Origin of the sequence: Acetoanaerobium sticklandii (genome assembly GCF_000196455.1) — a bacterium.
Taxonomy (GTDB): Bacteria; Bacillota; Clostridia; order Peptostreptococcales; family Filifactoraceae; genus Acetoanaerobium; species Acetoanaerobium sticklandii.
In genome coordinates, this window is record NC_014614.1 from 735,385 (window position 1) to 757,364 (window position 21,980).

At 31.0% G+C, this 21,980-nt stretch carries 24 protein-coding genes and 1 other annotated feature; of the genes, 20 read left to right on the plus strand and 4 right to left on the minus strand.

What is annotated here, in order from left to right:
* From pstA to CLOST_RS03380, 10 genes are all read left to right on the plus strand, one after another.
* The gene (gene pstA / locus CLOST_RS03335) at positions 1-951 is read left to right on the plus strand and encodes a phosphate ABC transporter permease PstA (protein ID WP_013360832.1); all 951 of its coding nucleotides are present in this window, start codon (positions 1-3) and stop codon (positions 949-951) included.
* A 16-nt stretch (positions 952-967) separates the two neighbouring features.
* The gene (pstB, locus tag CLOST_RS03340) at positions 968-1,747 is read left to right on the plus strand and encodes a phosphate ABC transporter ATP-binding protein PstB (RefSeq protein ID WP_013360833.1); all 780 of its coding nucleotides are present in this window, start codon (positions 968-970) and stop codon (positions 1,745-1,747) included.
* Between the two features lie 9 nt (positions 1,748-1,756).
* Positions 1,757-2,410, plus strand: a complete 654-nt coding sequence (gene phoU, locus CLOST_RS03345) for a phosphate signaling complex protein PhoU (RefSeq protein WP_041487089.1) — start codon at positions 1,757-1,759, stop codon at positions 2,408-2,410.
* 156 nt (positions 2,411-2,566) lie between these two features.
* On the plus strand, positions 2,567-3,715 hold the full coding sequence (locus CLOST_RS03350) for an aminotransferase class V-fold PLP-dependent enzyme (RefSeq protein WP_013360835.1): 1,149 nt from the start codon (positions 2,567-2,569) through the stop codon (positions 3,713-3,715).
* 24 nt (positions 3,716-3,739) lie between these two features.
* Entirely contained in the window at positions 3,740-4,276 is a 537-nt protein-coding gene (locus CLOST_RS14075) for a (Fe-S)-binding protein (RefSeq protein WP_013360836.1), read from the plus strand.
* Between the two features lie 765 nt (positions 4,277-5,041).
* Positions 5,042-5,314, plus strand: coding sequence for a hypothetical protein (locus tag CLOST_RS03360; RefSeq protein WP_041487090.1), 273 nt, complete (start codon positions 5,042-5,044; stop codon positions 5,312-5,314).
* Positions 5,315-5,425: 111 nt separating this feature from the next.
* Positions 5,426-5,680, plus strand: a complete 255-nt coding sequence (locus tag CLOST_RS03365) for a hypothetical protein (RefSeq protein WP_013360839.1) — start codon at positions 5,426-5,428, stop codon at positions 5,678-5,680.
* Positions 5,681-6,008: 328 nt separating this feature from the next.
* Entirely contained in the window at positions 6,009-7,052 is a 1,044-nt protein-coding gene (locus CLOST_RS03370; protein ID WP_013360840.1) for a hypothetical protein, read from the plus strand.
* Between the two features lie 207 nt (positions 7,053-7,259).
* Positions 7,260-7,468, plus strand: a binding site (T-box leader).
* A gap of 48 nt (positions 7,469-7,516) precedes the next feature.
* Complete coding sequence (locus CLOST_RS03375; protein ID WP_013360841.1) at positions 7,517-10,171, plus strand: valine--tRNA ligase; 2,655 nt, start codon at positions 7,517-7,519, stop codon at positions 10,169-10,171.
* Between the two features lie 19 nt (positions 10,172-10,190).
* Entirely contained in the window at positions 10,191-11,498 is a 1,308-nt protein-coding gene (locus tag CLOST_RS03380) for a bifunctional folylpolyglutamate synthase/dihydrofolate synthase (RefSeq protein ID WP_013360842.1), read from the plus strand.
* Positions 11,499-11,606: 108 nt separating this feature from the next.
* Here the strand turns inward: CLOST_RS03380 and CLOST_RS03385 are convergent, their stop codons facing one another.
* Together CLOST_RS03385 and CLOST_RS03390 are read right to left on the minus strand one after the other, a co-directional pair.
* Positions 11,607-11,867 (minus strand): TIGR03905 family TSCPD domain-containing protein, encoded by a 261-nt coding sequence (locus CLOST_RS03385; protein ID WP_013360843.1) that lies wholly within the window; start codon positions 11,865-11,867, stop codon positions 11,607-11,609.
* A gap of 18 nt (positions 11,868-11,885) precedes the next feature.
* Positions 11,886-12,419, minus strand: a complete 534-nt coding sequence (locus CLOST_RS03390; protein ID WP_013360844.1) for a DUF4364 family protein — start codon at positions 12,417-12,419, stop codon at positions 11,886-11,888.
* A gap of 238 nt (positions 12,420-12,657) precedes the next feature.
* On the opposite strand from CLOST_RS03390, the gene CLOST_RS03395 reads away from it, so the two are divergent.
* From CLOST_RS03395 to CLOST_RS03405, 4 genes are all read left to right on the plus strand, one after another.
* Positions 12,658-13,236 (plus strand): class I SAM-dependent methyltransferase, encoded by a 579-nt coding sequence (locus tag CLOST_RS03395; protein ID WP_013360845.1) that lies wholly within the window; start codon positions 12,658-12,660, stop codon positions 13,234-13,236.
* Between the two features lie 50 nt (positions 13,237-13,286).
* Positions 13,287-13,430, plus strand: a complete 144-nt coding sequence (locus CLOST_RS13995; RefSeq protein WP_013360846.1) for a hypothetical protein — start codon at positions 13,287-13,289, stop codon at positions 13,428-13,430.
* A gap of 38 nt (positions 13,431-13,468) precedes the next feature.
* Complete coding sequence (gene hpt / locus CLOST_RS03400; RefSeq protein ID WP_013360847.1) at positions 13,469-14,011, plus strand: hypoxanthine phosphoribosyltransferase; 543 nt, start codon at positions 13,469-13,471, stop codon at positions 14,009-14,011.
* A gap of 73 nt (positions 14,012-14,084) precedes the next feature.
* Complete coding sequence (locus CLOST_RS03405; protein ID WP_013360848.1) at positions 14,085-15,227, plus strand: M20 metallopeptidase family protein; 1,143 nt, start codon at positions 14,085-14,087, stop codon at positions 15,225-15,227.
* Here the strand turns inward: CLOST_RS03405 and CLOST_RS03410 are convergent.
* Complete coding sequence (locus CLOST_RS03410) at positions 15,220-15,882, minus strand: Crp/Fnr family transcriptional regulator (RefSeq protein ID WP_041487092.1); 663 nt, start codon at positions 15,880-15,882, stop codon at positions 15,220-15,222. The two genes, CLOST_RS03405 and CLOST_RS03410, sit on opposite strands and share 8 nt — an antisense overlap.
* Positions 15,883-16,004: 122 nt before the next feature.
* Between CLOST_RS03410 and CLOST_RS03415 the strand changes: the two genes are divergently transcribed.
* Genes CLOST_RS03415 through CLOST_RS03425 form a run of 3 tightly spaced genes read left to right on the plus strand, consistent with a single transcriptional unit; the run spans position 16,005 to position 17,379 of the window.
* The gene (locus tag CLOST_RS03415) at positions 16,005-16,487 is read left to right on the plus strand and encodes a permease (RefSeq protein ID WP_013360850.1); all 483 of its coding nucleotides are present in this window, start codon (positions 16,005-16,007) and stop codon (positions 16,485-16,487) included.
* Positions 16,484-17,002 (plus strand): permease, encoded by a 519-nt coding sequence (locus CLOST_RS03420; RefSeq protein ID WP_041487325.1) that lies wholly within the window; start codon positions 16,484-16,486, stop codon positions 17,000-17,002. Before CLOST_RS03415 ends, CLOST_RS03420 begins: the two co-directional genes overlap by 4 nt.
* 59 nt (positions 17,003-17,061) lie before the next feature.
* On the plus strand, positions 17,062-17,379 hold the full coding sequence (locus CLOST_RS03425) for a cupin domain-containing protein (protein ID WP_013360852.1): 318 nt from the start codon (positions 17,062-17,064) through the stop codon (positions 17,377-17,379).
* Between the two features lie 216 nt (positions 17,380-17,595).
* Here CLOST_RS03425 and CLOST_RS03430 read toward each other — a convergent pair whose 3' ends face one another.
* Positions 17,596-18,858 (minus strand): HD domain-containing protein, encoded by a 1,263-nt coding sequence (locus tag CLOST_RS03430; protein ID WP_013360853.1) that lies wholly within the window; start codon positions 18,856-18,858, stop codon positions 17,596-17,598.
* A 257-nt stretch (positions 18,859-19,115) separates the two neighbouring features.
* Here CLOST_RS03430 and CLOST_RS03435 point away from each other — a divergent pair, with 257 nt between their 5' ends.
* The 3 genes from CLOST_RS03435 (at position 19,116) to CLOST_RS03445 (ending at position 21,928) form a co-directional block, all read left to right on the plus strand.
* Entirely contained in the window at positions 19,116-19,772 is a 657-nt protein-coding gene (locus tag CLOST_RS03435; protein WP_013360854.1) for an IS607 family transposase, read from the plus strand.
* Positions 19,738-20,934: an RNA-guided endonuclease InsQ/TnpB family protein gene (locus CLOST_RS03440; protein WP_041487093.1), complete on the plus strand. Its 1,197-nt coding sequence runs from the start codon at positions 19,738-19,740 to the stop codon at positions 20,932-20,934. Before CLOST_RS03435 ends, CLOST_RS03440 begins: the two co-directional genes overlap by 35 nt.
* A 241-nt stretch (positions 20,935-21,175) precedes the next feature.
* Positions 21,176-21,928 (plus strand): class I SAM-dependent DNA methyltransferase, encoded by a 753-nt coding sequence (locus tag CLOST_RS03445; protein ID WP_013360856.1) that lies wholly within the window; start codon positions 21,176-21,178, stop codon positions 21,926-21,928.
* Positions 21,929-21,980 lie beyond the last annotated feature (52 nt).

The window sequence follows — 21,980 nt, forward strand, 5'->3', positions numbered from 1 at the left end:
ATGAACTTAGATGTACAAATTAAAAATACTGCTCCTCTTAAAAATAATTTAACTCTGAAAACTAATCCTGATAATAAGGGATTTGAAATAAACATGAAAAAAATGAAACACAGAATAGCCCTTGATAAGGGTTCTAAATTTATTTTTTCTCTTTCAACTCTAGTTTCACTAGTTGTGCTTGGAATTCTAATATATAGAATATCCATTCAAAGCATAGGCTGGCTGGATATGGATTTTTTAACTAGCAATCTTTCGATTTTTCCTGAAAAAGCTGGAATAAAAGGAGCTATACTTGGAACCTTATATCTGATGAGCATCGTAATACCAGTTGTGTGCATACTTGGAGTATCTACAGCTATTTATCTTGAGGAATATGCAAATAAAGGCAAAATCCAATCCTTTATAAAGGTCAATATATCAAACCTTGCCAGCGTGCCATCTGTAATATTTGGTTTACTTGGACTTGCTGTTTTCGGGAGAATATTTTCTTTGGGTTCAAGTATTTTAGCTGGAGGGCTTACTATGTCATTATTAGTGCTTCCAGTTGTAGTTGTGGCTAGTCAAGAGGCTTTAAGAGCTGTGCCAGGATATCTAAGAGAAGCTTCATATGCAATGGGAGCTTCAAAATGGACTACAACTTGGAAGGTAGTGCTTCCTGTAGCTGTTCCAGGAATACTTACAGGCGTTATTTTATCTGTATCAAGAGCTATAGGAGAAACCGCGCCTCTTGTCGTGCTAGGTGTTCCTACACTTATTATGAAGCTTCCGACTAGCATTATGGATGATTTTACCGCTATGCCAATCCAGATTTATTACTGGACTTTAGATACAGTGCTTACAAAAGAATATGCTAACCTAGCAGCTGCAACTATAGTAGTTTTGCTCCTAGTGTTATTTATAATGAATTTTACAGCTATTTTAATTAGAAATAAATTTCAAAGAAAATTTTAATTAGGAGGAATGAAGCTTGACAGAAAATGTAAAGTTAAGCAATGAAGTCGTTTATGACGTAAAGGATTTAAATTTATGGTACGGAAAAGACCAAGCTCTTAGAAATATCAACATGCAGATTCTAAAAAATAGAGTTACAGCAATCATAGGACCTTCAGGTTGTGGAAAATCAACCTTTATAAAAACACTAAACAGAATGATAGAAAATATACCAGTTGTAAGAACTACAGGAGAAATAAACTACCACGGAACTGATATATTTGATAAAAGTGTGAGGCTAGAAGAACTTAGAACTAGAGTAGGAATGGTATTTCAAAAACCAAATCCTTTTCCAAAGAGCATATACGAAAATGTGCTTTATGGACCTAAAATTCATGGAATAAAAGATAAGAAAATACTATCTGAAATTCTTGAAACTAGTTTAAAGGCAGCGGCACTATGGGATGAAGTAAAGGATAGATTAGATGACAACGCCTATGGATTATCAGGAGGACAACAGCAAAGACTATGCATAGCTAGATGCCTAGCTGTTCAGCCCGATGTAATTTTGATGGATGAACCTACGTCAGCTCTTGACCCTATAGCAACATCTAAAATAGAGGACTTGATTGAAACGTTGAAAAATCAATATTCTATAGTAATAGTTACTCACTCGATGCAGCAAGCGGCGAGAATATCAGATAAGACTGCATTTTTCTTGATGGGAGAAATGATAGAGTACGACGATACAAATATAATATTTACTTCGCCAAGAGATAAAAGAACAGAAGATTATGTAACTGGAAGATTCGGTTAGGAGGATATGATGATAAGAGAAGGGTTTGACAATGATTTAAAATATCTTTCTTCTCAGGTTTTAGGGATGATGGATATGGTAAGAGATATACTAACAGAGGTTATAAGGACTTTAGAAGAGCAAGATGTTCATGGAGCAAGAGAAATATTCAAATTTGACGACAGAATAGATGAGAAAATGAACCAAATTGAAGAAAAATGTATTGAGCTGATTGCTTTACAGCAACCAAAGGCAAAGGACTTAAGAACTTTGTTTTCTCTTATTAAAATGGTCACTGATTTAGAGCGTATGGGTGATTACTGCGTAAATATTGCTAGAGAGGTAATCCTTATAGGTAAAGAGCCTCTTATGAAAGAACTAAAAGACATACCTAAAATGAGAGATATCATACTAAATATGATAGATGCTACAAAAATTAGCTTTAAGGAGCTAGATGCAGATCTTGCAATAGAAGTGAGCAGAGATGATGAGATGATAGATGAAATTTATAAGGATATATATAATGAGATTTTACTAAAGATTCACGAAAACAGAGAAAATATAAGCCAAGGTACTAAGCTTCTTTTTATAGGCAGATATCTAGAGAGAATAGCTGATCATCTTACTAATGTATGTGAAAAAATAGTATATATTACTAGAGGAGAGCGACTAGAACTTAATTAGTAATGTTGTTTTAATTAAAACAATCTTTAGAAATATATAGAGAGTACAAAATAAATATATAATTTTGATTTTTATTCTAAAATGAAGTATATTAATACAAAAATATCCAACTGTGATATAATAAAACTAAATAATATGCAGTTAGGGGAGAATAGTATGGGAATCTATCTTGATAATGGAGCCACATCATATCCAAAGCCGAGTCAAGTTGCTAAAGCAGTATTTGATTTCATGGTGGATATAGGAGTTTCATCAGGCAGAGGCGGATATAAAAAAGCAATGGTCGCTGATAAGATAGTTTACGATACTAGAAAGCTTATCTCTAAACTATTCAATCAAAATGACCCTAAGAAGGTCATTTTTACTTTAAATGTAACTGAAGCCATAAATATGGCTCTTTATGGAATACTTGAAGAAAATGACCATGTCATAACAAGCTCCTTGGAGCATAACGTTGTTTGGAGATGTCTCAAGACCATGGAAAGAGATAAAGGCATAACTATTTCGAATGCTTCCTGTGACAAAGACGGAACTACAAAAGCTGAAGATGTAGAAGCTTTGATTAATAAAAATACAAAGCTTATAATCTTTACACATGCTTCAAATGTTCTGGGAAGTATCCAGCCTATAGCGCAAATAGGTGAGATAGCGAAAAGACACAATGTACTATTTTTAGTGGATACGGCTCAGACAGCAGGAGCTTTTGATATAGATATGCAAAGAGATAATATAGATATAATTGCATTTACTGGGCACAAGTCACTTATGGGGCCAATGGGAACTGGTGGACTTGCAATCAGAGAAAGCGTAGATTTTAATCCTATAAAGCAAGGTGGAACTGGGGGAGACTCTGCATATCCTTATCAAGTGGATTACTATCCAAATAAGCTTGAAGTAGGAACATTGAATATAAGTGGAATAGCAGGACTAAAATCGGCTCTTGAATATATAGACAATGAGGGAATCAAGACCATACATAATAAAGAAAAAGAGCTAAGAGCCTATGCTTATGAGCTACTAAAAAAAATCGAGAAAGTAAAGCTTTATGGACCAGATGAATCAAAGGATTCGGCTATGGTTATATCTTTTAATATTGAAGGAATGCGCTGTGAAGATATAGCATATAAACTCGATAAAAATTACGATATTATGATAAGGGCAGGACTGCACTGTGCTCCTCTAGCTCATGAATTAATAGGGACTATAAAAACAGGAACGGCAAGAATTGGGATAGGTTATTTTAATACTAAAGAGGATATTGATAAGCTTTATGAGGCTCTTGTAGAAATTTCAAATGAAGCTTAGTATTTAGGGAGATAGGAGAATATCATGGGGAAACTATTAGAAAGTATTATGCTTGATTTTATTGAGCCATGTACGGCTGATTTTAATAGAGTTAAGTTTCATGCAATTTTTGATAAGGATATTTCAGAAATCTTTCCATATTTAAATGCCAAGATGAAATCGGCTATTTACAATGTTAGCTCAAATAGCCTGACCTTTAAAAAAGAATTTAGATTAATTACTCTGCATCCTACAAAATTATCTGTATCAAAAGCTGTAAACGAGTTTGATGCATATGAAATAATGGATATGGTTATGGAGCTAGTGAACTCTACTTATGATAGCAAGTCAAATATTACACCTTTGTACGAGAGAAGAGCAAACCCATCTACTATAGAAGTTTATAAGTATCTTCCAAAAACAAATTGCAAAAGCTGTGGCTGTGCTACTTGTCTTTCCTTTGCCGCAAAAATGATAGCAGGAGAATATAAAATTAATTACTGCAAGACAATTTTTATTGAGGGCTATGAAGAGCAAAAGGAAAAGCTACTAGATATGGCTCAGACATTTGGCTGGGACTAAAATTATTATAGATGGAATTTAACAATTTCCTCTTGACTATATTTATACTAACATTCTATAACAATCTATTACCTATAGAAACAGAATTAAAAGATGTTATACTTTTATTTATGTTTTCTCTTTCAGCTGTATTATTAAGGAAGGGATTTAAAGATATAGAAAAGAAAGAAAACGTGGCATCTTAGAAGAAAACAACTTAAAAGAGTAACCAAATATATTAATGCTTATAAACTAATAAGAATAATATCAACATAAGTTTTAATTGGAACTGGTACTGGAACGGGTAAAAAAATCTAAAAATCATACGATATAATAGTGAGGATAATAAACAAAAGTCTTGAGTATTGAAATTACAATATTTAGGGCTTTTGTATTGTGATAGATAATATATGACAATATTACAATCAGCTATAATATGCAAAGAAATCTAAGAGCTATCAAATGGTAATCTTAACTTAATTAATGTAAGTAGTCAATTTTATAATAAAGAAATAGCAGAGTTTGACTTTGTTGTTTCTTGGATTCTTCAAGAGGGAGTATATAAAGAAAAAATTACGCTTATTGATACATCAGGAGAAGCTATTTCATCAAGAGAGAAACAGCTAGAAGCTCAAAATTATTTTTTTACATCCATCACTACTTTTACGGTCGAGTTTGAAAAAAGTGGCGTATACTATATAAGTATAGAATTAGATGATAAAGAATTTATGAAAATACCTGTTATAGTTAGTTCTATAGATACTGAGTAAAAGGAGATATGTTAGGATGACATTATTATTAATGTTTGTTTTATATATAGTTTCAATGTATTATTTTTTTAAGCTAAGAAAAATTGATAAAACGAAAAGTGAAGTTCTTTCTACCCTTATTATTCTAACTCCTGCAGTTAATAATCTACTACCTATTGAAACAGAATTAAAAGATATGATACTTTTATTTATGTTTTCTCTTTCAGCTGTCTTATTAAGGAAGGGTTTTAAAGATATAGAAAAGAAAGAAAAGCTTGGTATCGTAGAAGAAAACAACTTAAAAGAGTAAGCAAATATATTAATGCTTATAATCTAATAAATAATAATTTCATCAGAAATCTAACGGTATATGAAAATACCTCTTAAGGTTGTTATTAAGATGAACTAAGGAGAAAAAAATATGATTTCTGTTGTGATAATATGTATATTATCAATAATGACAATATACTATTTTTTTAAATTAAGTAAAATTGATAAATCAAGAAGTGATGGAGTAGCTAGTATTATTGTTTTTTCTACATTTATAAATATTTTGCCAGTAAATACTAATATAAGAGGGATACTAATAATATCTATTTTATCTCTTGCAATTTTTTTGTGTAGAATGAGCTTTAAAAATATAGATATAGAAAAAAAGAAAAGATTGATAACGTAGAAGTTAACAATCATAAAGACTAACAGATTATATTGGCAAAACAACTTGATATATAACAAAATTCTAAATAAGCCTTTAAAAGAATATTCGTCTTAGAGAATTTTTATTAAATTTATTCATAATGTTAAGTAGAAGATATTTACTATCCTTATTTATCTAGAACTTTTACATAAGGTATCAAAAAATAGAATAAATATAGAAGTTAGAAAGCATCCGTGTCTAGAAGGAAAACTGGACGATATAAGAAATACTTTCATACAGTTTGGAATGATATAAATTTATATTCTACAACTTTCTAGACTACTGACTAGGAAAGTGAGTGGTACATGTGAATAAATGTATTTATTATAAAGATGATTTGGAACTTACTTACAAAACAAAAGAGCATGTAATAAGTGCTGGTATTGGAGGGTCAAGGACACTTCCTTTAGGAATGGTGTCCGATCAAGCAAATAGAATTTTTTCAGCAATGGAGTTAGAAGTTTTAAGAAACTCTCCAATTTCATTAAACAGATATTTCTATGGACCTGGGAAAAGAGGCTCTTCATCTGATAAAAAGAGAACAAAATCTCCAATTTTGATTATGGAATCCGAAAATGAATTAGTAAATTTAGGATATTTAGAGTTAGGAGAGCCTAAACTTATACCGCAAATACGATTAAATGAAAAAAATGAAATAAGTTTTCATTGTAATAGTGATATTGGTGATACCCATGAACAACAATTGATATTTTTTGAGCAACTTAAATATTTTAAAATGGAATTATTAGAAGAAGTAAAAGAAAAAAAAGTATCTAAAAAAAATTTTGTTCTGGGATTTTTAAAAGATAGATGGTATATGTTTTCTAATATAAGTGAAATTAATCAAAATATTGAAGACTATATTTCAAAGATATCTCTAGAAGATATTAAAGAATCAAAGACAATAAATACGGAAAAAAATGTGAAAGCTGGTGGATACTTAAGAATAGATGAAAGATATTTAAGGTTTTTAGGAAAAACAGCTTTTAACACATTTGCATATTTATATGGGCATGAAATTGCATTACTTCCAGAGTTTGATAAACTGAGAAACTGGATTATTAAAGGAGGAGAAAATCAATTTGTCAAGCACTTATATAATGAAAGTAATATCCTAGATTACTATAAAGTGCCAGAAGATGCTCATTCAATACTATTTCATCAGAAGAATGAAATAGTATTTGCAGAAGTAAGAATATATGGAGAAACATTACCTTTACCTTGCGTTGTTTTGACTGAAAAATTCTCAAAGAAAATTTCTTCAAATGGTTTTATCTGTGATTGGAAAATAAAAGAAGAAATAACTTTATATGAACTTTTGAGAAGTAACCCATATAATAAAATCAAATAAAGTATTGTTTTCGTATAATAATTTCTGCAAAGGGTTTACTCTCTTTTTTCTATTTGGACAAATTTAGGACAAATTTTGTTTAAATTTTTCATAAACTATGGTAATATATTTTCTAATAAGTTTCATTTATGGTTAAAAGTTTATATGTATCTTATTGTATAATGATGTATATAAAACTAATACCATAATAATCTCTAATATAAAGATAAAGTGGCTGTGAAAAAGAGGTCTGATTTTGGAAACTCAAGAGAGCAAAACTCATAGGCTGAGAGGTTTTGCAGTGAAAGATATCTGATGTAGCTTTGGAGCCTTCTTTCTGAGCTTAGTAGGAAAGACGTATCCCTGCGTTAAAGGGTTTGAGAGCTGCTTTTAGCAGAATTAAGGTGGTACCGCGAATGAGTCCCTTCGTCCTTAAATTATGGATGAGGGGCTTTTTATATGCAAAAATATTAGGAGGGAAAATCATGACAAATCTTCCAAAAAATTATGATCCGAAAGAATTTGAATCGAGAATTTATAAGCAGTGGGAAGAAGGAGGCTACTTCAAAGCAAGAATGAAGGCTGGACAGCCATCATATTCTATAGTTCTTCCACCACCAAATATCACAGGCCAGCTTCATATGGGGCATGCACTTGACCATACGCTTCAGGACATACTTATCAGATGGAAAAGAATGCAGGGCTTTAATACTCTTTGGCAACCAGGAACTGACCATGCCAGTATAGCAACAGAAGTTAAGGTAGTTGAAAGAATTAAGGAACAAGAAGGATTATCTAAGGAAGAATTAGGAAGAGATGAATTCTTAAAGCGTGCTTGGGTATGGAAGGAAGAGTTTGGTGGCAAGATTGTTGAGCAAATGAAAAAGCTTGGAGATTCTTGCGACTGGGAAAGAGAACGCTTTACTATGGATGAAGGCTGTAATAAAGCAGTTACTGAATTCTTTGTAAGATTATACAACGATGGATATATCTATAGAGGAAATAGAATAATTAACTGGTGTGTGGATTGCAAGACTTCACTTTCTGATGCAGAAGTAGAGCATGATGAGGTTGCTGGTAATTTTTATCATGTAAATTACAAAGTAAAAGATAGTGATGAAGTTATAGAAATAGCTACTACTAGACCAGAGACTATCCTTGGAGATACAGCTGTAGCTGTTAATCCTAACGATGATAGATTTAAGCATTTGGTAGGAAAAACTCTTATACTTCCTATTTTAAACAGAGAGATACCTGTTATAGAGGACGACTACGTAGATATGGAGTTTGGTACTGGAGCAGTTAAGATTACTCCTGCTCATGACCCAAATGACTTTGAAGTAGGAGAAAGACATGGTTTAGAAAAGCTCATAGTTATGAATGAAGACGGAACTATGAATGAAAAAGCTGGTAAGTATGCTGGCATGACAAGATTTGAATGCAGAAAAGCAATAGTAAAAGACTTAGATGAAATGGGGCTTTTAGTAAAAGTAAAAGAACATAATCACAATGTAGGTCATTGCTATAGATGTCATAATGTAGTAGAGCCTCTTGTATCTAGACAGTGGTTTGTAAAGATGAAGGACCTTGCTGCTCCAGCTACTCTTGCTCTAGAAACCGGGGATTTGAAATTAGTACCTGATAGATTTGATAAAACGTATCTTAACTGGCTTAATAACATAAGAGACTGGTGTATATCTAGACAGCTTTGGTGGGGACATAGAATTCCAGCGTATTACTGTCAGGATTGTGATGAGATAATGGTAGCTGATAGCAAGCCACACATCTGTCCTAAATGTAAAAGTAATAATATTAAGCAGGATGAGGATGTACTAGACACTTGGTTTTCATCAGCTCTTTGGCCGTTTTCTACCTTAGGCTGGCCACAGCAGACAGCGGAAATGCTCAAGTTTTATCCTACCTCTGTTCTAGTTACTGGATATGACATTATATTCTTCTGGGTTATTCGTATGGTTTTTTCAGCCTTATATGTACTTGATGAGGTTCCATTTAGCCATGTATTCATCCATGGACTAGTAAGAGATAGTGAAGGTAGAAAAATGAGCAAATCACTTGGTAATGGAATCGATCCTCTTGAAATAATAGATACTTATGGAGCTGATGCACTGAGATTTACATTAGCTACAGGAAACTCTCCTGGAAATGACATGAGATTCTATATGGAAAGAGTGGAAGCATCTAGAAACTTTGCAAATAAAATCTGGAATGCATCTAGATTTATCTTTATGAATCTTGAAAACTCACAAAAGAAAGAATTTAAAAGAGAAGATGTAAATGAGGCTCTTGAGCTTTCTGATAAGTGGATAATTTCAAGAGTTAACAGCTTATCTAAAGAAATGACCGAAAATATGGATAAGTTTGAGCTTGGAATAGCTGTATCAAAGGTATACGATTTTGCATGGTCAGAGTTCTGCGATTGGTATATAGAGCTAGTGAAGCAAAGATTATATTCAGAAGATAGTATCTCAAAGGATTCTGCTGTATATACTCTAACCTATGTACTTGAAAAAATTTTAAAGCTTCTTCATCCGTTTATGCCATTTATTACTGAAGAAATTTGGTCTTACATGGAAAAAGAAGAAAAAATCATAGTATCAAGCTGGCCAGTATATCAAGAAGCAGATGAATTTAAATCAGAAGAAGAAAAAATGGATATCATCATAAATGCAATTAGAAATCTTAGAAATTTAAGAGCTGAGATGAATGTTCCACCTTCTAGAAAAGCTAAGCTTTTAGTTGTTTCAAGTTCAGCTATAAAAGCTGTGATAAAAGAAGGAGAAAACTACTTTACTGCTCTAGCTTCAGCCTCAGAAGTAAGCTATATGGATAATGAAGACCTAGTTCCAGAAGATGCTGTAAGTGTAGTTTTAGATGGTGCAAAACTATTTATCCCTATGGATGAGCTAGTCGATTTTGAAAAAGAGCTTGAAAGGCTTACAAAAGAAAAAGACAAACTAGAAAGTGAAATAAAAAGAGTTGTAGGAAAGCTTAATAATCAAGGATTCCTTGCAAAAGCACCTCAAGCTCTTGTAGATGAAGAAAAAGCTAAGCAGGATAAATTCGAGCAGATGCTAGATGCGGTAAACCAAAGATTAGAAAATGTAAAAGCAAAACTTTAGGCAAAGGAGCTTGCAAACAATGAATTATGAACAGGCACTATCTTATATATCTTCAACTTATTCTTTAGGAATAAAAAAAGGTACTGAAAATATATCTTATTTACTCAATTTACTAGATAATCCACAAAATAAAGTTAAAGTAATTCATGTTGCAGGAACAAATGGCAAGGGCTCTACGTGCTCATTTATCTCCTCTGTACTCACAAAGGCAGGGTATAAGGTGGGGCTTTATACCTCGCCTTTCCTTGAAGTTTTTAATGAAAGAATGAGAATTAACGGAATAAATGTAGAAGATCAAAGATTGGCAGATTTGGTTGAGATAGTCAAGGAAAAAATTGAAATAATGGTAGCAGATGGGAGACCTCATCCGACAGAGTTTGAAGTAACTACAGCAGTTGGATTTTTATATTTTGCACTTGAAAATGTAGATTACTTAGTTCTAGAAGTAGGACTCGGAGGAAGATATGACGCTACAAATGTCATTGATAATCCTATACTTACAATAATTACTTCGCTTAGCATAGACCATGTAGACCAGCTTGGAGATAGTCTTGCAGGAATAGCTTTTGAAAAAGCAGGAATTATTAAAAATTCAGTTCCGCTAGTATTATATCCACAAAAAGAAGAAGCATCAGCTGTGATATATGAGCAAGCAAAATTGAAAAATGCTCCAGTTTATCAAGTGGAGTCATCAAATGTGAGCATTAGTGAAAAGTCTCTTTACGGTCAAAAAATGACTATGAATATTTCAGGAGAAAGCTTTGAAAAGCTTGCTATTTCTTTAATAGGAGATCACCAAAGTAAAAATGCTCTTACGGCAGTAACTGCACTTAAGGTCCTTAGAGATAATAAATTAGCTGAGTTTACAAATGAGCATTTAAGACAAGGACTAAATGAAACAAAATGGGCTGGTAGATTAGAGCTGCTTGTAAAAGAACCAATTACTATAATTGATGGTGCTCACAATGAAGATGGAGCAGAGGTTTTAGCTCAGGCTATAAGAAAGTATTTATCTGATTACAAAGTTACTCTTGTATTTGGGATGCTTAGAGATAAGGATATAAATAAAGTACTTGGAATACTTCTTCCGGTAGTTGATAAAGTAATAACAGCTAGGCCGAACAGTGACAGAGCTATGACAGCAGAGGATTTAGCCCAAAAAGTAAAAGCGTTTGAAAAACAAGTTGAGGTTTCTAAAAATATTAAAGATGCTGTAGAAAAAGCAAGTATGATAAATGGAGAAAAAGAAGCTGTAGTATATGCCGGATCTCTTTATATGATAGGGGAAGTAAGAACCCTAATTAATAAAATGAATGATTCTCTTTAGAACTGATATTAAAAAACTGAGCCTATAATTATATGATGCCTCCAAAGGATATGGTCTAATTAATTTATATTAATACTTTATCTTTGGAGGTATTTTTATGAAAATAGATTAAGCTATTTCGAAGCTAGCATTAAGATATTCTTTAAGAGCATTGGAAAGCTGGTCAGGACATGAGGTTGTTTTATTTCCGCAGGTGATTCCTTCAAGTCTAGTGATAGCCTCGTGAATATCCATATCTTTAACTAAAGATGAAATTCCAATTAGATTACCTGGACATCCACCTACGAATTCTGCAGATTTAATAGTATTGTCTTCTATATCGAAGATTATTTCTCTTGAGCAAGTTCCTTGTGTTTTATATTTTAGCATGGGGTCCTCCTGAGTAGTTTATGGTTTTTTGATTAAGGTTTCTATTATTGAACTATATAAATTTGATGCGTTATTTTTCCAGTTTTCAGCTATTATATTGGCAGTTTTGTTAGTAGGTACATTTAAAGATATGCTGATATAGGGACGGTTGTTATCTATAATTTCTAGTTTTACATCAAACTGTCCGTCAGCTAGTTTTTTAAATTCTGCCTTAACCTCTCTATCTCTTATTATATTTTCTTTGTTTTTGTGTACAAATATATCTAGGCTTTCTTTTTTATCACTATCTATTCTATTAGTAAAATAATTAAGCGCGATTTTTCCTTTTTCAGAAATTGAATAGTAGTCTAGATTGTTTTTGTTTGTCAAGTTGACAAGCTCAGCTTCCTTAAGCTGATATAAGTACTCCTGAAGAGAAAAATAATCGAGCAAATCATTTTCAATAAATATATTTGTTATTTGACCATTAGTAAGAGGAAGCTGCATTTTATTTAATATATATAGAATATATAACTTATTTAAAGCAAGTTCTTCGGATGACTTTTCAAACACTATACCACCTCGTAATTTGACATATATTATATTACAAAGATTATTGTGCCATTAACAGAAAAATATATCAATATATTTATTCTAAATAATAGCTTTTTGTGATTGATATTTTATACTGCCTTGATTATAATAGTAATATTCTCGCTTTGGGCTTTCCGAGATGAAAAGTATTAAATAGTATGATATAATTGATATGTACATTATTACATTATGATAATTAGAGGGTGAAACTGTAGAAATGTCAAAAATGGAGATTGAGTGTATACGAAGTCTTAAAAAAAATCTAGCTCATGAAAAAGATGATTCTTTAGAGGATATCATTACTGTTGTGAATCCATCACTTGGTGAAAGGGTATTGCTACTTGGAAATATCAAAAATATTGGCAAATACATCAGAAAGATGGGAGCAGAGGTAAAGATACTTCAATGTGAAGATCAGGCTTTAGATACTACCAATTATTTATTAAATGAGAGCTGTGAGTTTATAAGTGGCAACATCGATAATATGCCATTTCAAGACGAATATTTCGATAAAGTAATTTTTTTGGAGAGCTTTAACAGCTTTAAAGATGAAAAAAGAGTGTTAAAAGAAATTGTAAGGGTGCTAAAAAATAGTGGTCAGCTTCTCATAAAAGAAAATGATTGTAATTGCATGTCCTATAAAGTAGAATCAATCAAATCTATCATAAGAGGAGAATATTGCAAATATTATAATCCTAATGAATTGTCTAGTATGCTCAAAGGTTTCGGTTTAGAGGGAACAGTTGAAAATGTAAACAAGAAGATGTATATTTATTTAGGAACTAAAATTTCATAAAGACTAGGGAAACCTAGTCTTTTTTTAAAATATTTAAGGTGGAATGTATAATGAATAACAACGTTTTGATAACTTTGATTGCAGTTTTATTTATAATACTCATAAGCATCCAATATACCTTAAACCAAATCTTAAAGGTACTTAGAGAAATAAGAATAAGTCAGAAAAAAACGGATAGAACAAAATATGATTAAATTTTGTTACGGGATTACAATTTTAATGGAGGTTTGAAATGGATATTGATAAAAAAGTATGGGAAGTTTTGTGTTCTGAGGAAGAAATCAATCAAAGAATTACTGAAATGGGAAAACAAATTAGCAAGGAGTATGAAGGCAAAAACCTATATGTTATTTCTTTACTAAAAGGGAGTTTTGTTTTTACAGCTGATTTAGTAAGAAAGATTTCAATTCCTGTTAAAATTGGATTTATGACTACATCGAGCTATGGACATTCAGATACTTCAAGTGGAAAAGTTCAAATGAAAGCGGATATTACTGATGATTTAGAAGAATACGATGTTATGGTAGTAGATGATATAGTAGACTCTGGAATTACTATGAATTTTGTATTAGAGCATCTAAAGACCAAGAATCCAAAGAGCCTAGCATCATGTGTTCTTTTGGATAAACCAAGCAGAAGACAAATATTTATGGAGCCAGATTATGTAGGCTTTACTATTGAAGATAAATTTGTAGTTGGTTATGGACTAAACTACGGAGATTATTACAGAAACATACCTTATGTGTTTGCTGTTACAAACGAAGATAAAGAGTAAGTTAAAAGCACTGCCGTGATGTTAAAATCATAGCAGTGCTTTTCCAAAATCAAAAATATAAAGGGAGGTATTTATGAATAGAGATTATATTTGGAATTTTAATGATGAGTTCATCAGTTATCTAAACTCCACTAGAGCAAATTTAAATGCTATGCCAGAGCTAGGAATGCAGGAATATAAAACTTCTGCTTACATAAAAAATGAGCTAGACAAGATGGGATATCCATATAAAAGCCATATTGAAACTTCAGTTTCAGGGATGATTAAAGGATTAGATCCAAGTAAAACTATTGCTTTTAGAGCGGACATGGATGCTCTAAACAGCAATAATCAAATCAAGCACCTTTGTGGTCATGATGGACATATGACAATCCTTCTTGGACTACTAAATTACATAAAAACAAATAAAATAATTCCAAAAGATAATATAGTATTTATATTTCAGCCTGCGGAGGAAGCACCAGGCGGAGCTCAACCTATGATAGAAAATAACCTAATGACAGATTACAATATAGATGAAATTTACGGACTTCATATATATCCCGAGCTTAAAAAAGGAGAAATAGGCTGTAAAAAAGGTCCTTTTTTAGCAAGAATATGTGAAATAGATGTTGAAATTTTAGGAAAAGCCGCTCATGGTGCAGCGCCTCATAAAGGCAAGGATGCTATTTTAATAGCAAGTCAGTTTTTAAATATGGTACAGGGAATTATTTCAAGAGAAGTCAGCCCTATAAATCCAGCCGTATTGACATTTGGAAGTATTCATGGCGGAAGCAGACGAAATATCATATGTGATAAAGTAAATCTAGAAGCTACTCTTAGAGTTTTTTCAGATGAAGTATATGACTTTATCAAAGCTAGAGTTATAAGTATAGCAAAAGGCTTAGAATTAGCTCATAATTGTACTATAACTGTAAATACAAATGACGACTATCCTGCAGTAAATAACGATGAAGCTCTTTATGAGCAGTTCAAAAGCCTTATTACTTCTGACGAATCACTTAAATATATAGACTTGGATTATTTGATGATATCTGAAGATTTTTCATATTACCAAAAGGAAGTCCAAGGTCTGTTTTTCATGCTAGGAAGCCAGAATGAGGAGCTTGGTCATATTCATGGACTTCACACTCATGAATTCGATTTTGAACCAGACGTGCTTTTAGATGGAATTGATATCTTTCTAAAAATACTAAAGTCAAAAAATGCTATTTAGAATCTAGATAAAGAAGTTTAATTTGATTTTTAGAGTAGTCAATTAAAGCTTCAGCTTTCATTTTTGCAAGCTCTCGTGAAATAGAGGTACGGCTAACTCCTATTTTCTCAGCGAGAGCTTTTTTAGTTATATTAAGTTTTATGATATTGGTATTTTGCTTTTTAGATTCGTAGTCAAAATAGCTTAATAAGCTTTGTCTTATAGTCTTACTTACATAATGTTTGATTTTATCACCAAGCATCATTGCATTGTCTGATATAAGCTCTAAGAATATTCTTAGAAAGTTTACATTTTCAGATAAAAGCATAAACAAAAGCTTTTTATCTATTTCTAGAAGCTCAGAATCTGTATGAGTTTCTACAGTCATAGGATAATAAGGATTTTTAGAAAAAATCAAATTTCCTCCTATTAAATCATCTCTTATAAACTCAGTCACATTCAGTAAATTCCCATCCTCGTCTATTCTATTTACAACTACTCTGCCAGATACTAGTATTTCAACCTTTAAGCACTGTTCAGAATCAAAGTGAATTATGCTATTTTTTTTATATTTGACTAGCTTTAGCTGCCCGGATTTTAAGTAATATTCTAGATCCTTATCAGAAACAGTATCTATAAGTGAAAGCCCCTCTAATTTTTTTATAATTGTTTTCATTATTTTCTCCATGTGTTACCTTGGTAACTCTTTTTATATAATTATACTGATATACTTTTCATAAAGCAAGAATGAAAATAGCTTTGAGTAAATTAGATTTAAAAGTAAGAATGGGGGAGAGTATGGATATATTTACACTTAGTTTTTGGGCAATATCAATTATATTATTTGTAATATCTATTACTAAAGACAAGAAAAAAACTATTATAGCAATGAAAAAGTCTAAAAGTATGATGAAAAATATGATAGGAGAGATATTAGGCATTATCTTTTTAATTGGATTGGTACTGACATTTATTCCACCTGAGACAATAAAAGCTTTTCTTGGGTCATCAAAATCTCCAATTGTAACAATTATATCTGCACTAGCAGGAAGCGTTACTCTTATTCCTGCATTTGTAGCTTTTCCACTGGTGGGGTCATTAGTAGATGCAGGGGCTAGCATAGTGCCAGCTGTAGCATTTTTGACGACCTTAACAATGGTAGGAGTAGTTACTTTCCCACTTGAGAAGAAAAAGTTTGGCTTTAAATTTGCATTGCTGAGGAATGCTCTTAGCTTTGTATTTGCGATAGCTATAGCTTTAGTGATGGGGGTAATATTATGAAGATAAATAAATTTATGAGAAAAAACAAGACTCTAATGTTTGTAGCCTTCATCTATATAGTGTTATTTATTTTAAATCCAGAAAAAGCAACAAAAGCTATTAGTAACAGCACATATTATTTAGTAGAAATGATTATGATTATGCCAGTGGTATATCTTCTTACTGTAGTATTGGATGCACTTATACCAAAGGAAGCTATAATAAAAGGATTTGGCTCTGACTCAGGATTGAAAGGAAATATGTTAGCTCTGTTTTTAGGAAGTATTTCAGCAGGCCCGATATATGCAGCTTTTCCGATTTCTAAAATGCTACTAGATAAAGGTGCTAGTTTAGGAAATGTAGTTATTGTTCTTAGCTCTTGGGCAGTAGTAAAACTACCAATGCTTGCAAATGAAGCTAAATTTTTAGGAGTAAAATTCATGACTATAAGGTGGGTTTTCACTGTTATTGCAATCTTTATTATGGGGTATATATTTAATAGATATTTAAGCACTGAGGATATTCCTAGTGAGTAAATTTTGAAAGAAAAATAAAGTGTCTATTGGATAATATAATAAATTAGGAGGAAAAATTTATGGTAGAACAAGTATTTAAATTCTCAACTGGAAATGAAAAGGCTGTAGAAAAATTAATTATGGATGAAAACGTACATTATATTCACATGGTATTTAATAAGGAAGAAGGTCTTCCTGAACATTATTCAAATTCAAATGTATATATGTCAGTAATAAGAGGGAAATTATCGATAGATTTAGATGACCAAGGAGTTCATGAATATGATGCTGGAAATTTATTAAAAATTCCTAAAGGAATAAAAATGAACGTAAAAAATCTTAATGAAGATACTTTAGAGCTGATAGTTGTAAAATCGCCTGCACCAAGCAATATGTAATGCAAAAAACCTATCCGAAAATCGGATAGGTTTATTTTATAAGATAAATACTAAGGGGGAGTGGGAAAATAGTATTCTATCTTTTGGACAAAAATTATTATAGCATGCTAAAAAATAAAATCAAGGACTTTGATAAAAGATGCACAATAAAAATAGTTGGCAATATTCAGAAAATATACCTATATAGTTAATGATTTATACTAATAAGACATAATACTAATTTCTCTTAAGAAGCTTATAAAAAAATATTACTCTAGAGCATTTCTCATATAAAGCCTCTTCTTCATGATTCATAGATAGGAAAAGCTCGTCTATATTCAGCTCACTATCTAAATAATTATTAAGATAATTATATAAATCATCTATGTCATGAAGGTCTCCGCTAGCTTTGTGAAAATCAGCAATAAATTTGTAAAGATGCTTTGAAGAAAAATCTATCAAATTCAAATCATATAGATACTTAAATTTTTTTCCAATTATCCGAGCATCGTGAAAATCATAGTTAGATTCATTTTCTGAATTTGCAATAATATCTATGAAATTTTTATATTCCTTAGTCCATATAGCATCTAGCTTATATTTCTTTATGATTTTATCAGAAGGTAAATATAGCTTTTCTGTTGAGATTTCAATTAGATGAGCTAGCTTGTTATATACATCATTATCCTTTAGTATTATTTCTATTTCCTGAGTGGACTCAGCAAGGTCACCTTCTAGCAGTAATTGTAGCTCTTCTAAATCTAAATTTAAGCTCTTAACAAACTCGGTTAGAACAAAGTATTTTCTTGGATTCTCAAGACTACGAAAATATGTGTTTAGTAAGCCATTCAGGGATTTTAAAAACTCTTTATTTCTTTTATCTAATTTTATAAAATAGTTATTTATGATTTTAAGCTGCCTTATTGCTATTCTTTTTTTGTGAACCCATGAAGGCGAATAGATATCTTGGGAATCAATATCCTCTAATAAGGATTCAAGTTTATTTTTCCAAACTTCATGCCAATTATCAATAGGAGAAACTTTTATATCTATAGAGTTTATTTTTGAGGCATAAACTCTATAAAGCTCTGCCCAATCATCTTGAGAAATTAAACCTTCTTTATAGTGAGCAAGAGAATCAGCATCTTTAATAAGCTCGCAGTAGCTGTCGTCGATTATTTTCTTTTTTGAATGAAGAGATATTGCTTTAGCTACTTTTTTAATTTTCTTATTGCTTAGAGTTGTTTCACTTTTAAGTAGACTAGAGCAAAAATTAGAGCCAGCTAGAGCATGACCTTTACCTATAAAGCCTTCCTTGGTTCTGCCAAGATCATGACCATAGGCGATTAACAGCGCTAGATTGGAATCTAAATGACGACTTTTAGCCAATTTTTTAGAATAAGCTGTTACGTGCTTTCTATGAGAAAGTTCAAATGCAGAATCTGCTGACTCTTTAGCATATTTTTTAGAAACTGCTTTTAATAGCTTTACTGGTTTCATATCAATCTCACCTCAATAATTTTGATTGCTTGATAATATATTTACCCAATATTCATCTCTAATCTCTTAATTAATATAGTGTAAACGAATTTATATCATATAGAAATTTGGCAAATTAAAAATTTATTTTTCTAGGTATAAATTGACATGAAGGTAATCAACTGTTAAAAAAATTATAAAAAGTTATAAACATGTGTTGGATTTTATAACTTTTTATATTAGTGTAATATTACAATCACAAATTAAAGGAGATATATATGAGTCAATATTATTCTATAAATGAGTTTTCAAAAATACTAGGAGTATCAGCACAAACATTAAGAAATTGGGATAATAGTGGAAAATTACATCCACATCATACTTCTTCAAATGGTTACAGATATTATTCACATGAACAATTAAATCAAGTTATGAATATTAAACTTAACTTGGATAGAAAAGTTATTGGATATTGCAGAGTTTCAAGCAATAAGCAAAGGGTTGATTTAGAAAGACAAATTCAAAATATGAAAACTTATTTAACTGCACAAGGGAGACCATTTGAAATAATATCAGATATAGGAAGTGGAATTAATTACAAAAAGAAAGGATTAAAAGAGCTTTTAAAATTAATAACACAAAACAAAGTTGATAAAGTAGTTGTATTGTATGAAGATAGATTATTAAGATTTGGCTATGAATTAGTTGAGTACCTTGCAAGTTTATATAATTGTGAGATAGAAATAATTGACAATACTGAAAAATCAGAACAACAAGAACTTGTGGAAGATTTAGTACAAATAATAACAGTTTTTAGTTGTAAGTTACAAGGCAAAAGAGCAAATAAAGCTAAAAAATTAATAAGAGAATTAATCAATGGTGAAAGCGAGGTGAATGAAAATGATAAAAGGAATAAAAGTAATGTTAGTACCTAATAACAAGCAAAGAACTACATTGTTTCAATATGCAGGTGCTAAAAGATTTGCCTACAATTGGGCATTAGCTAGACAACAAGAAAATTATAAGAATGGTGGTAAGTTCATTTCTGATAACGATTTAAGAAAAGAATTTACACAATTAAAGAAATTGGAAGAATATCAATGGTTAAATAGTGTAAGCAATAATGTAACTAAACAAGCTATCAAGGATTGTTGTATGGCATTTAAAAGATTTTTCAAAGATCAAGCTAAATACCCAAAATTTAAAAGTAGAAAACATGACGAACCTAAATTTTATCAAGATAACATTAAAATTCAATTTACAGGAACTCATGTTAAATTTGAAGGTTTCACAGATAGTAAAAAGAAAAACAAACAACAAATAAACTGGGTCAGATTAGCTGAACATGAGAGGATACCACATGATAAGAATATTAAATATATCAATCCTAGAGTAAGTTTTGATGGTTTAAATTGGTTCGTATCTGTTGGTGTAGAATGTGAAGATAGTTTAGAAACTCCTGTCAATCAAGGCTTGGGAGTGGACTTAGGCATTAAAGATTTGGCTATTTGTTCAGATGATAATACTTATAAAACCATTAATAAAACTAAAAAAGTAAAACAATTAAAGAAAAGATTAAAAAGACAACAAAGACAAGTAAGCAGGAAATATGATAATCTTAAACTAGATAAGGTATACAAAAAAGGTGAAAGACCTAAGAAAACTAAAAATATAATTAAACTTGAAAGAAAAATTAATAAAACTCATAAAAGATTAAATGGCATAAGACATAATTATTTACATCAAACAACTTCTGAGATAATAAACAGAAAACCAATGTTTGTAGTTTTAGAAGATTTAAATGTTAGTGGTATGCTTAAAAATAAACATCTATCTAAAGCAATTCAAGAACAATGTTTCTATGAATTTTATAGACAAATGCAATACAAATGTTTATGGAATAATATAGAATTTATTGAAGCAGATAGATTTTATGCTAGTAGTAAAACTTGTTCAGAATGTGGTGCAAAGAATAAGAAACTTCAACTATCAGATAGAGAATGGGCATGTAGTGAATGTGGAGTAGTGCATGACAGAGATAAAAACGCTGCAATAAATTTAATGAAATATGGTCAATCAATAGTAACAGCACTTTAAAAGCATCTGTTGATGTGTACCCATACGTTAGTGGGGATTTTAAGCCTTGGAAGTGTTAGACCACTTGAGTAGTATTAGAAATAATGCGAAAAAGAACACAATGAATAAGGAATGAAACATTAAAGTATTATAAATTATTGTTTTGTATAGTAATTTATAACTTTTTATAAGTTTTCTGTAACGGATAGAAAATACTATCATAATATGATATGAAAAAATAAAGGAAGCAGGTTGAAACTTTATGGATCAATATACTCATTTGCCTATGATTTACGATAGATTAATGCAAGATGTGGATTATAATAGTTGGACTAAATATTTGGTTGATATAATTGGCATCCATAATACTTCTGTTAATAATATACTTGAACTTGGATGTGGAAGTGGAAATATTACTAAACATCTTTTAGATATGGGATATGAAGTTGTGGGTATAGATATTTCAGAGCAAATGCTTGAGCTAGCCCATGAAAAGCTTAAAGATTATGAAGATAAGGTTATATTAATGGAGCAGGATATAAGAGAGCTTGATTTTGAAATATATGAAATTGATTGTATTCTAGCTGTCAATGACACCTTTAACTACATCCTAGAGGATGATGAAGTAAAAGATATATTTAATTTTATCTATTCTCACCTCAAAGAGACTGGATGCTTTATTTTTGATATCAGCAGTCCATATAAGCTTAAGACTACTCTAGGCAACAATACTTACGGAGAATCCATGGAGGATTTAGTATACCTATGGGAGAACTACTTTGATGATGAACATAAAGAGCTGACAATGGATGTGAACTTCTTTATAAAAAATGAAGATAAAGACACCTATAGGAGATTCGAGGAAACACATATTCAAAAAGCCCACGATCCCCTTAAGCTAACTAGATTTTTAGAGGATATTGGATTTAAGAATATAAATGTATACAGTGACTTTGATATATCTCCGGGATATAATAATGAGTGCCAGAGAGTATTTATATCTTGTAATAAATAATTTTAGGATTTTGAAAGGAGGCTGTTGATTTATCTTGATGTTTATTGAGGTA

Excerpts from the sequence above, each read along its gene's own strand:
- CLOST_RS03365 (WP_013360839.1), top strand. The coding sequence starts at position 5,426 with ATGATTTCTGTTGTGATAATATGTATATTATCAATAATGACAATATAC.
- CLOST_RS03375 (WP_013360841.1), top strand. The coding sequence starts at position 7,517 with ATGACAAATCTTCCAAAAAATTATGATCCGAAAGAATTTGAATCGAGA.
- CLOST_RS03410 (WP_041487092.1), bottom strand. The coding sequence starts at position 15,882 with ATGAAAACAATTATAAAAAAATTAGAGGGGCTTTCACTTATAGATACT.
- CLOST_RS03385 (WP_013360843.1), bottom strand. The coding sequence starts at position 11,867 with ATGCTAAAATATAAAACACAAGGAACTTGCTCAAGAGAAATAATCTTC.
- CLOST_RS03435 (WP_013360854.1), top strand. The coding sequence starts at position 19,116 with ATGAGTCAATATTATTCTATAAATGAGTTTTCAAAAATACTAGGAGTA.
- CLOST_RS03395 (WP_013360845.1), top strand. The coding sequence starts at position 12,658 with ATGTCAAAAATGGAGATTGAGTGTATACGAAGTCTTAAAAAAAATCTA.
- CLOST_RS03440 (WP_041487093.1), top strand. The coding sequence starts at position 19,738 with ATGATAAAAGGAATAAAAGTAATGTTAGTACCTAATAACAAGCAAAGA.
- CLOST_RS13995 (WP_013360846.1), top strand. The coding sequence starts at position 13,287 with ATGAATAACAACGTTTTGATAACTTTGATTGCAGTTTTATTTATAATA.
- CLOST_RS03415 (WP_013360850.1), top strand. The coding sequence starts at position 16,005 with ATGGATATATTTACACTTAGTTTTTGGGCAATATCAATTATATTATTT.
- CLOST_RS14075 (WP_013360836.1), top strand. The coding sequence starts at position 3,740 with ATGGGGAAACTATTAGAAAGTATTATGCTTGATTTTATTGAGCCATGT.
- pstA (WP_013360832.1), top strand. The coding sequence starts at position 1 with ATGAACTTAGATGTACAAATTAAAAATACTGCTCCTCTTAAAAATAAT.
- CLOST_RS03350 (WP_013360835.1), top strand. The coding sequence starts at position 2,567 with ATGGGAATCTATCTTGATAATGGAGCCACATCATATCCAAAGCCGAGT.
- CLOST_RS03380 (WP_013360842.1), top strand. The coding sequence starts at position 10,191 with ATGAATTATGAACAGGCACTATCTTATATATCTTCAACTTATTCTTTA.
- CLOST_RS03405 (WP_013360848.1), top strand. The coding sequence starts at position 14,085 with ATGAATAGAGATTATATTTGGAATTTTAATGATGAGTTCATCAGTTAT.
- CLOST_RS03420 (WP_041487325.1), top strand. The coding sequence starts at position 16,484 with ATGAAGATAAATAAATTTATGAGAAAAAACAAGACTCTAATGTTTGTA.
- hpt (WP_013360847.1), top strand. The coding sequence starts at position 13,469 with ATGGATATTGATAAAAAAGTATGGGAAGTTTTGTGTTCTGAGGAAGAA.
- phoU (WP_041487089.1), top strand. The coding sequence starts at position 1,757 with ATGATAAGAGAAGGGTTTGACAATGATTTAAAATATCTTTCTTCTCAG.
- CLOST_RS03360 (WP_041487090.1), top strand. The coding sequence starts at position 5,042 with ATGACATTATTATTAATGTTTGTTTTATATATAGTTTCAATGTATTAT.
- CLOST_RS03445 (WP_013360856.1), top strand. The coding sequence starts at position 21,176 with ATGGATCAATATACTCATTTGCCTATGATTTACGATAGATTAATGCAA.
- CLOST_RS03425 (WP_013360852.1), top strand. The coding sequence starts at position 17,062 with ATGGTAGAACAAGTATTTAAATTCTCAACTGGAAATGAAAAGGCTGTA.
- CLOST_RS03430 (WP_013360853.1), bottom strand. The coding sequence starts at position 18,858 with ATGAAACCAGTAAAGCTATTAAAAGCAGTTTCTAAAAAATATGCTAAA.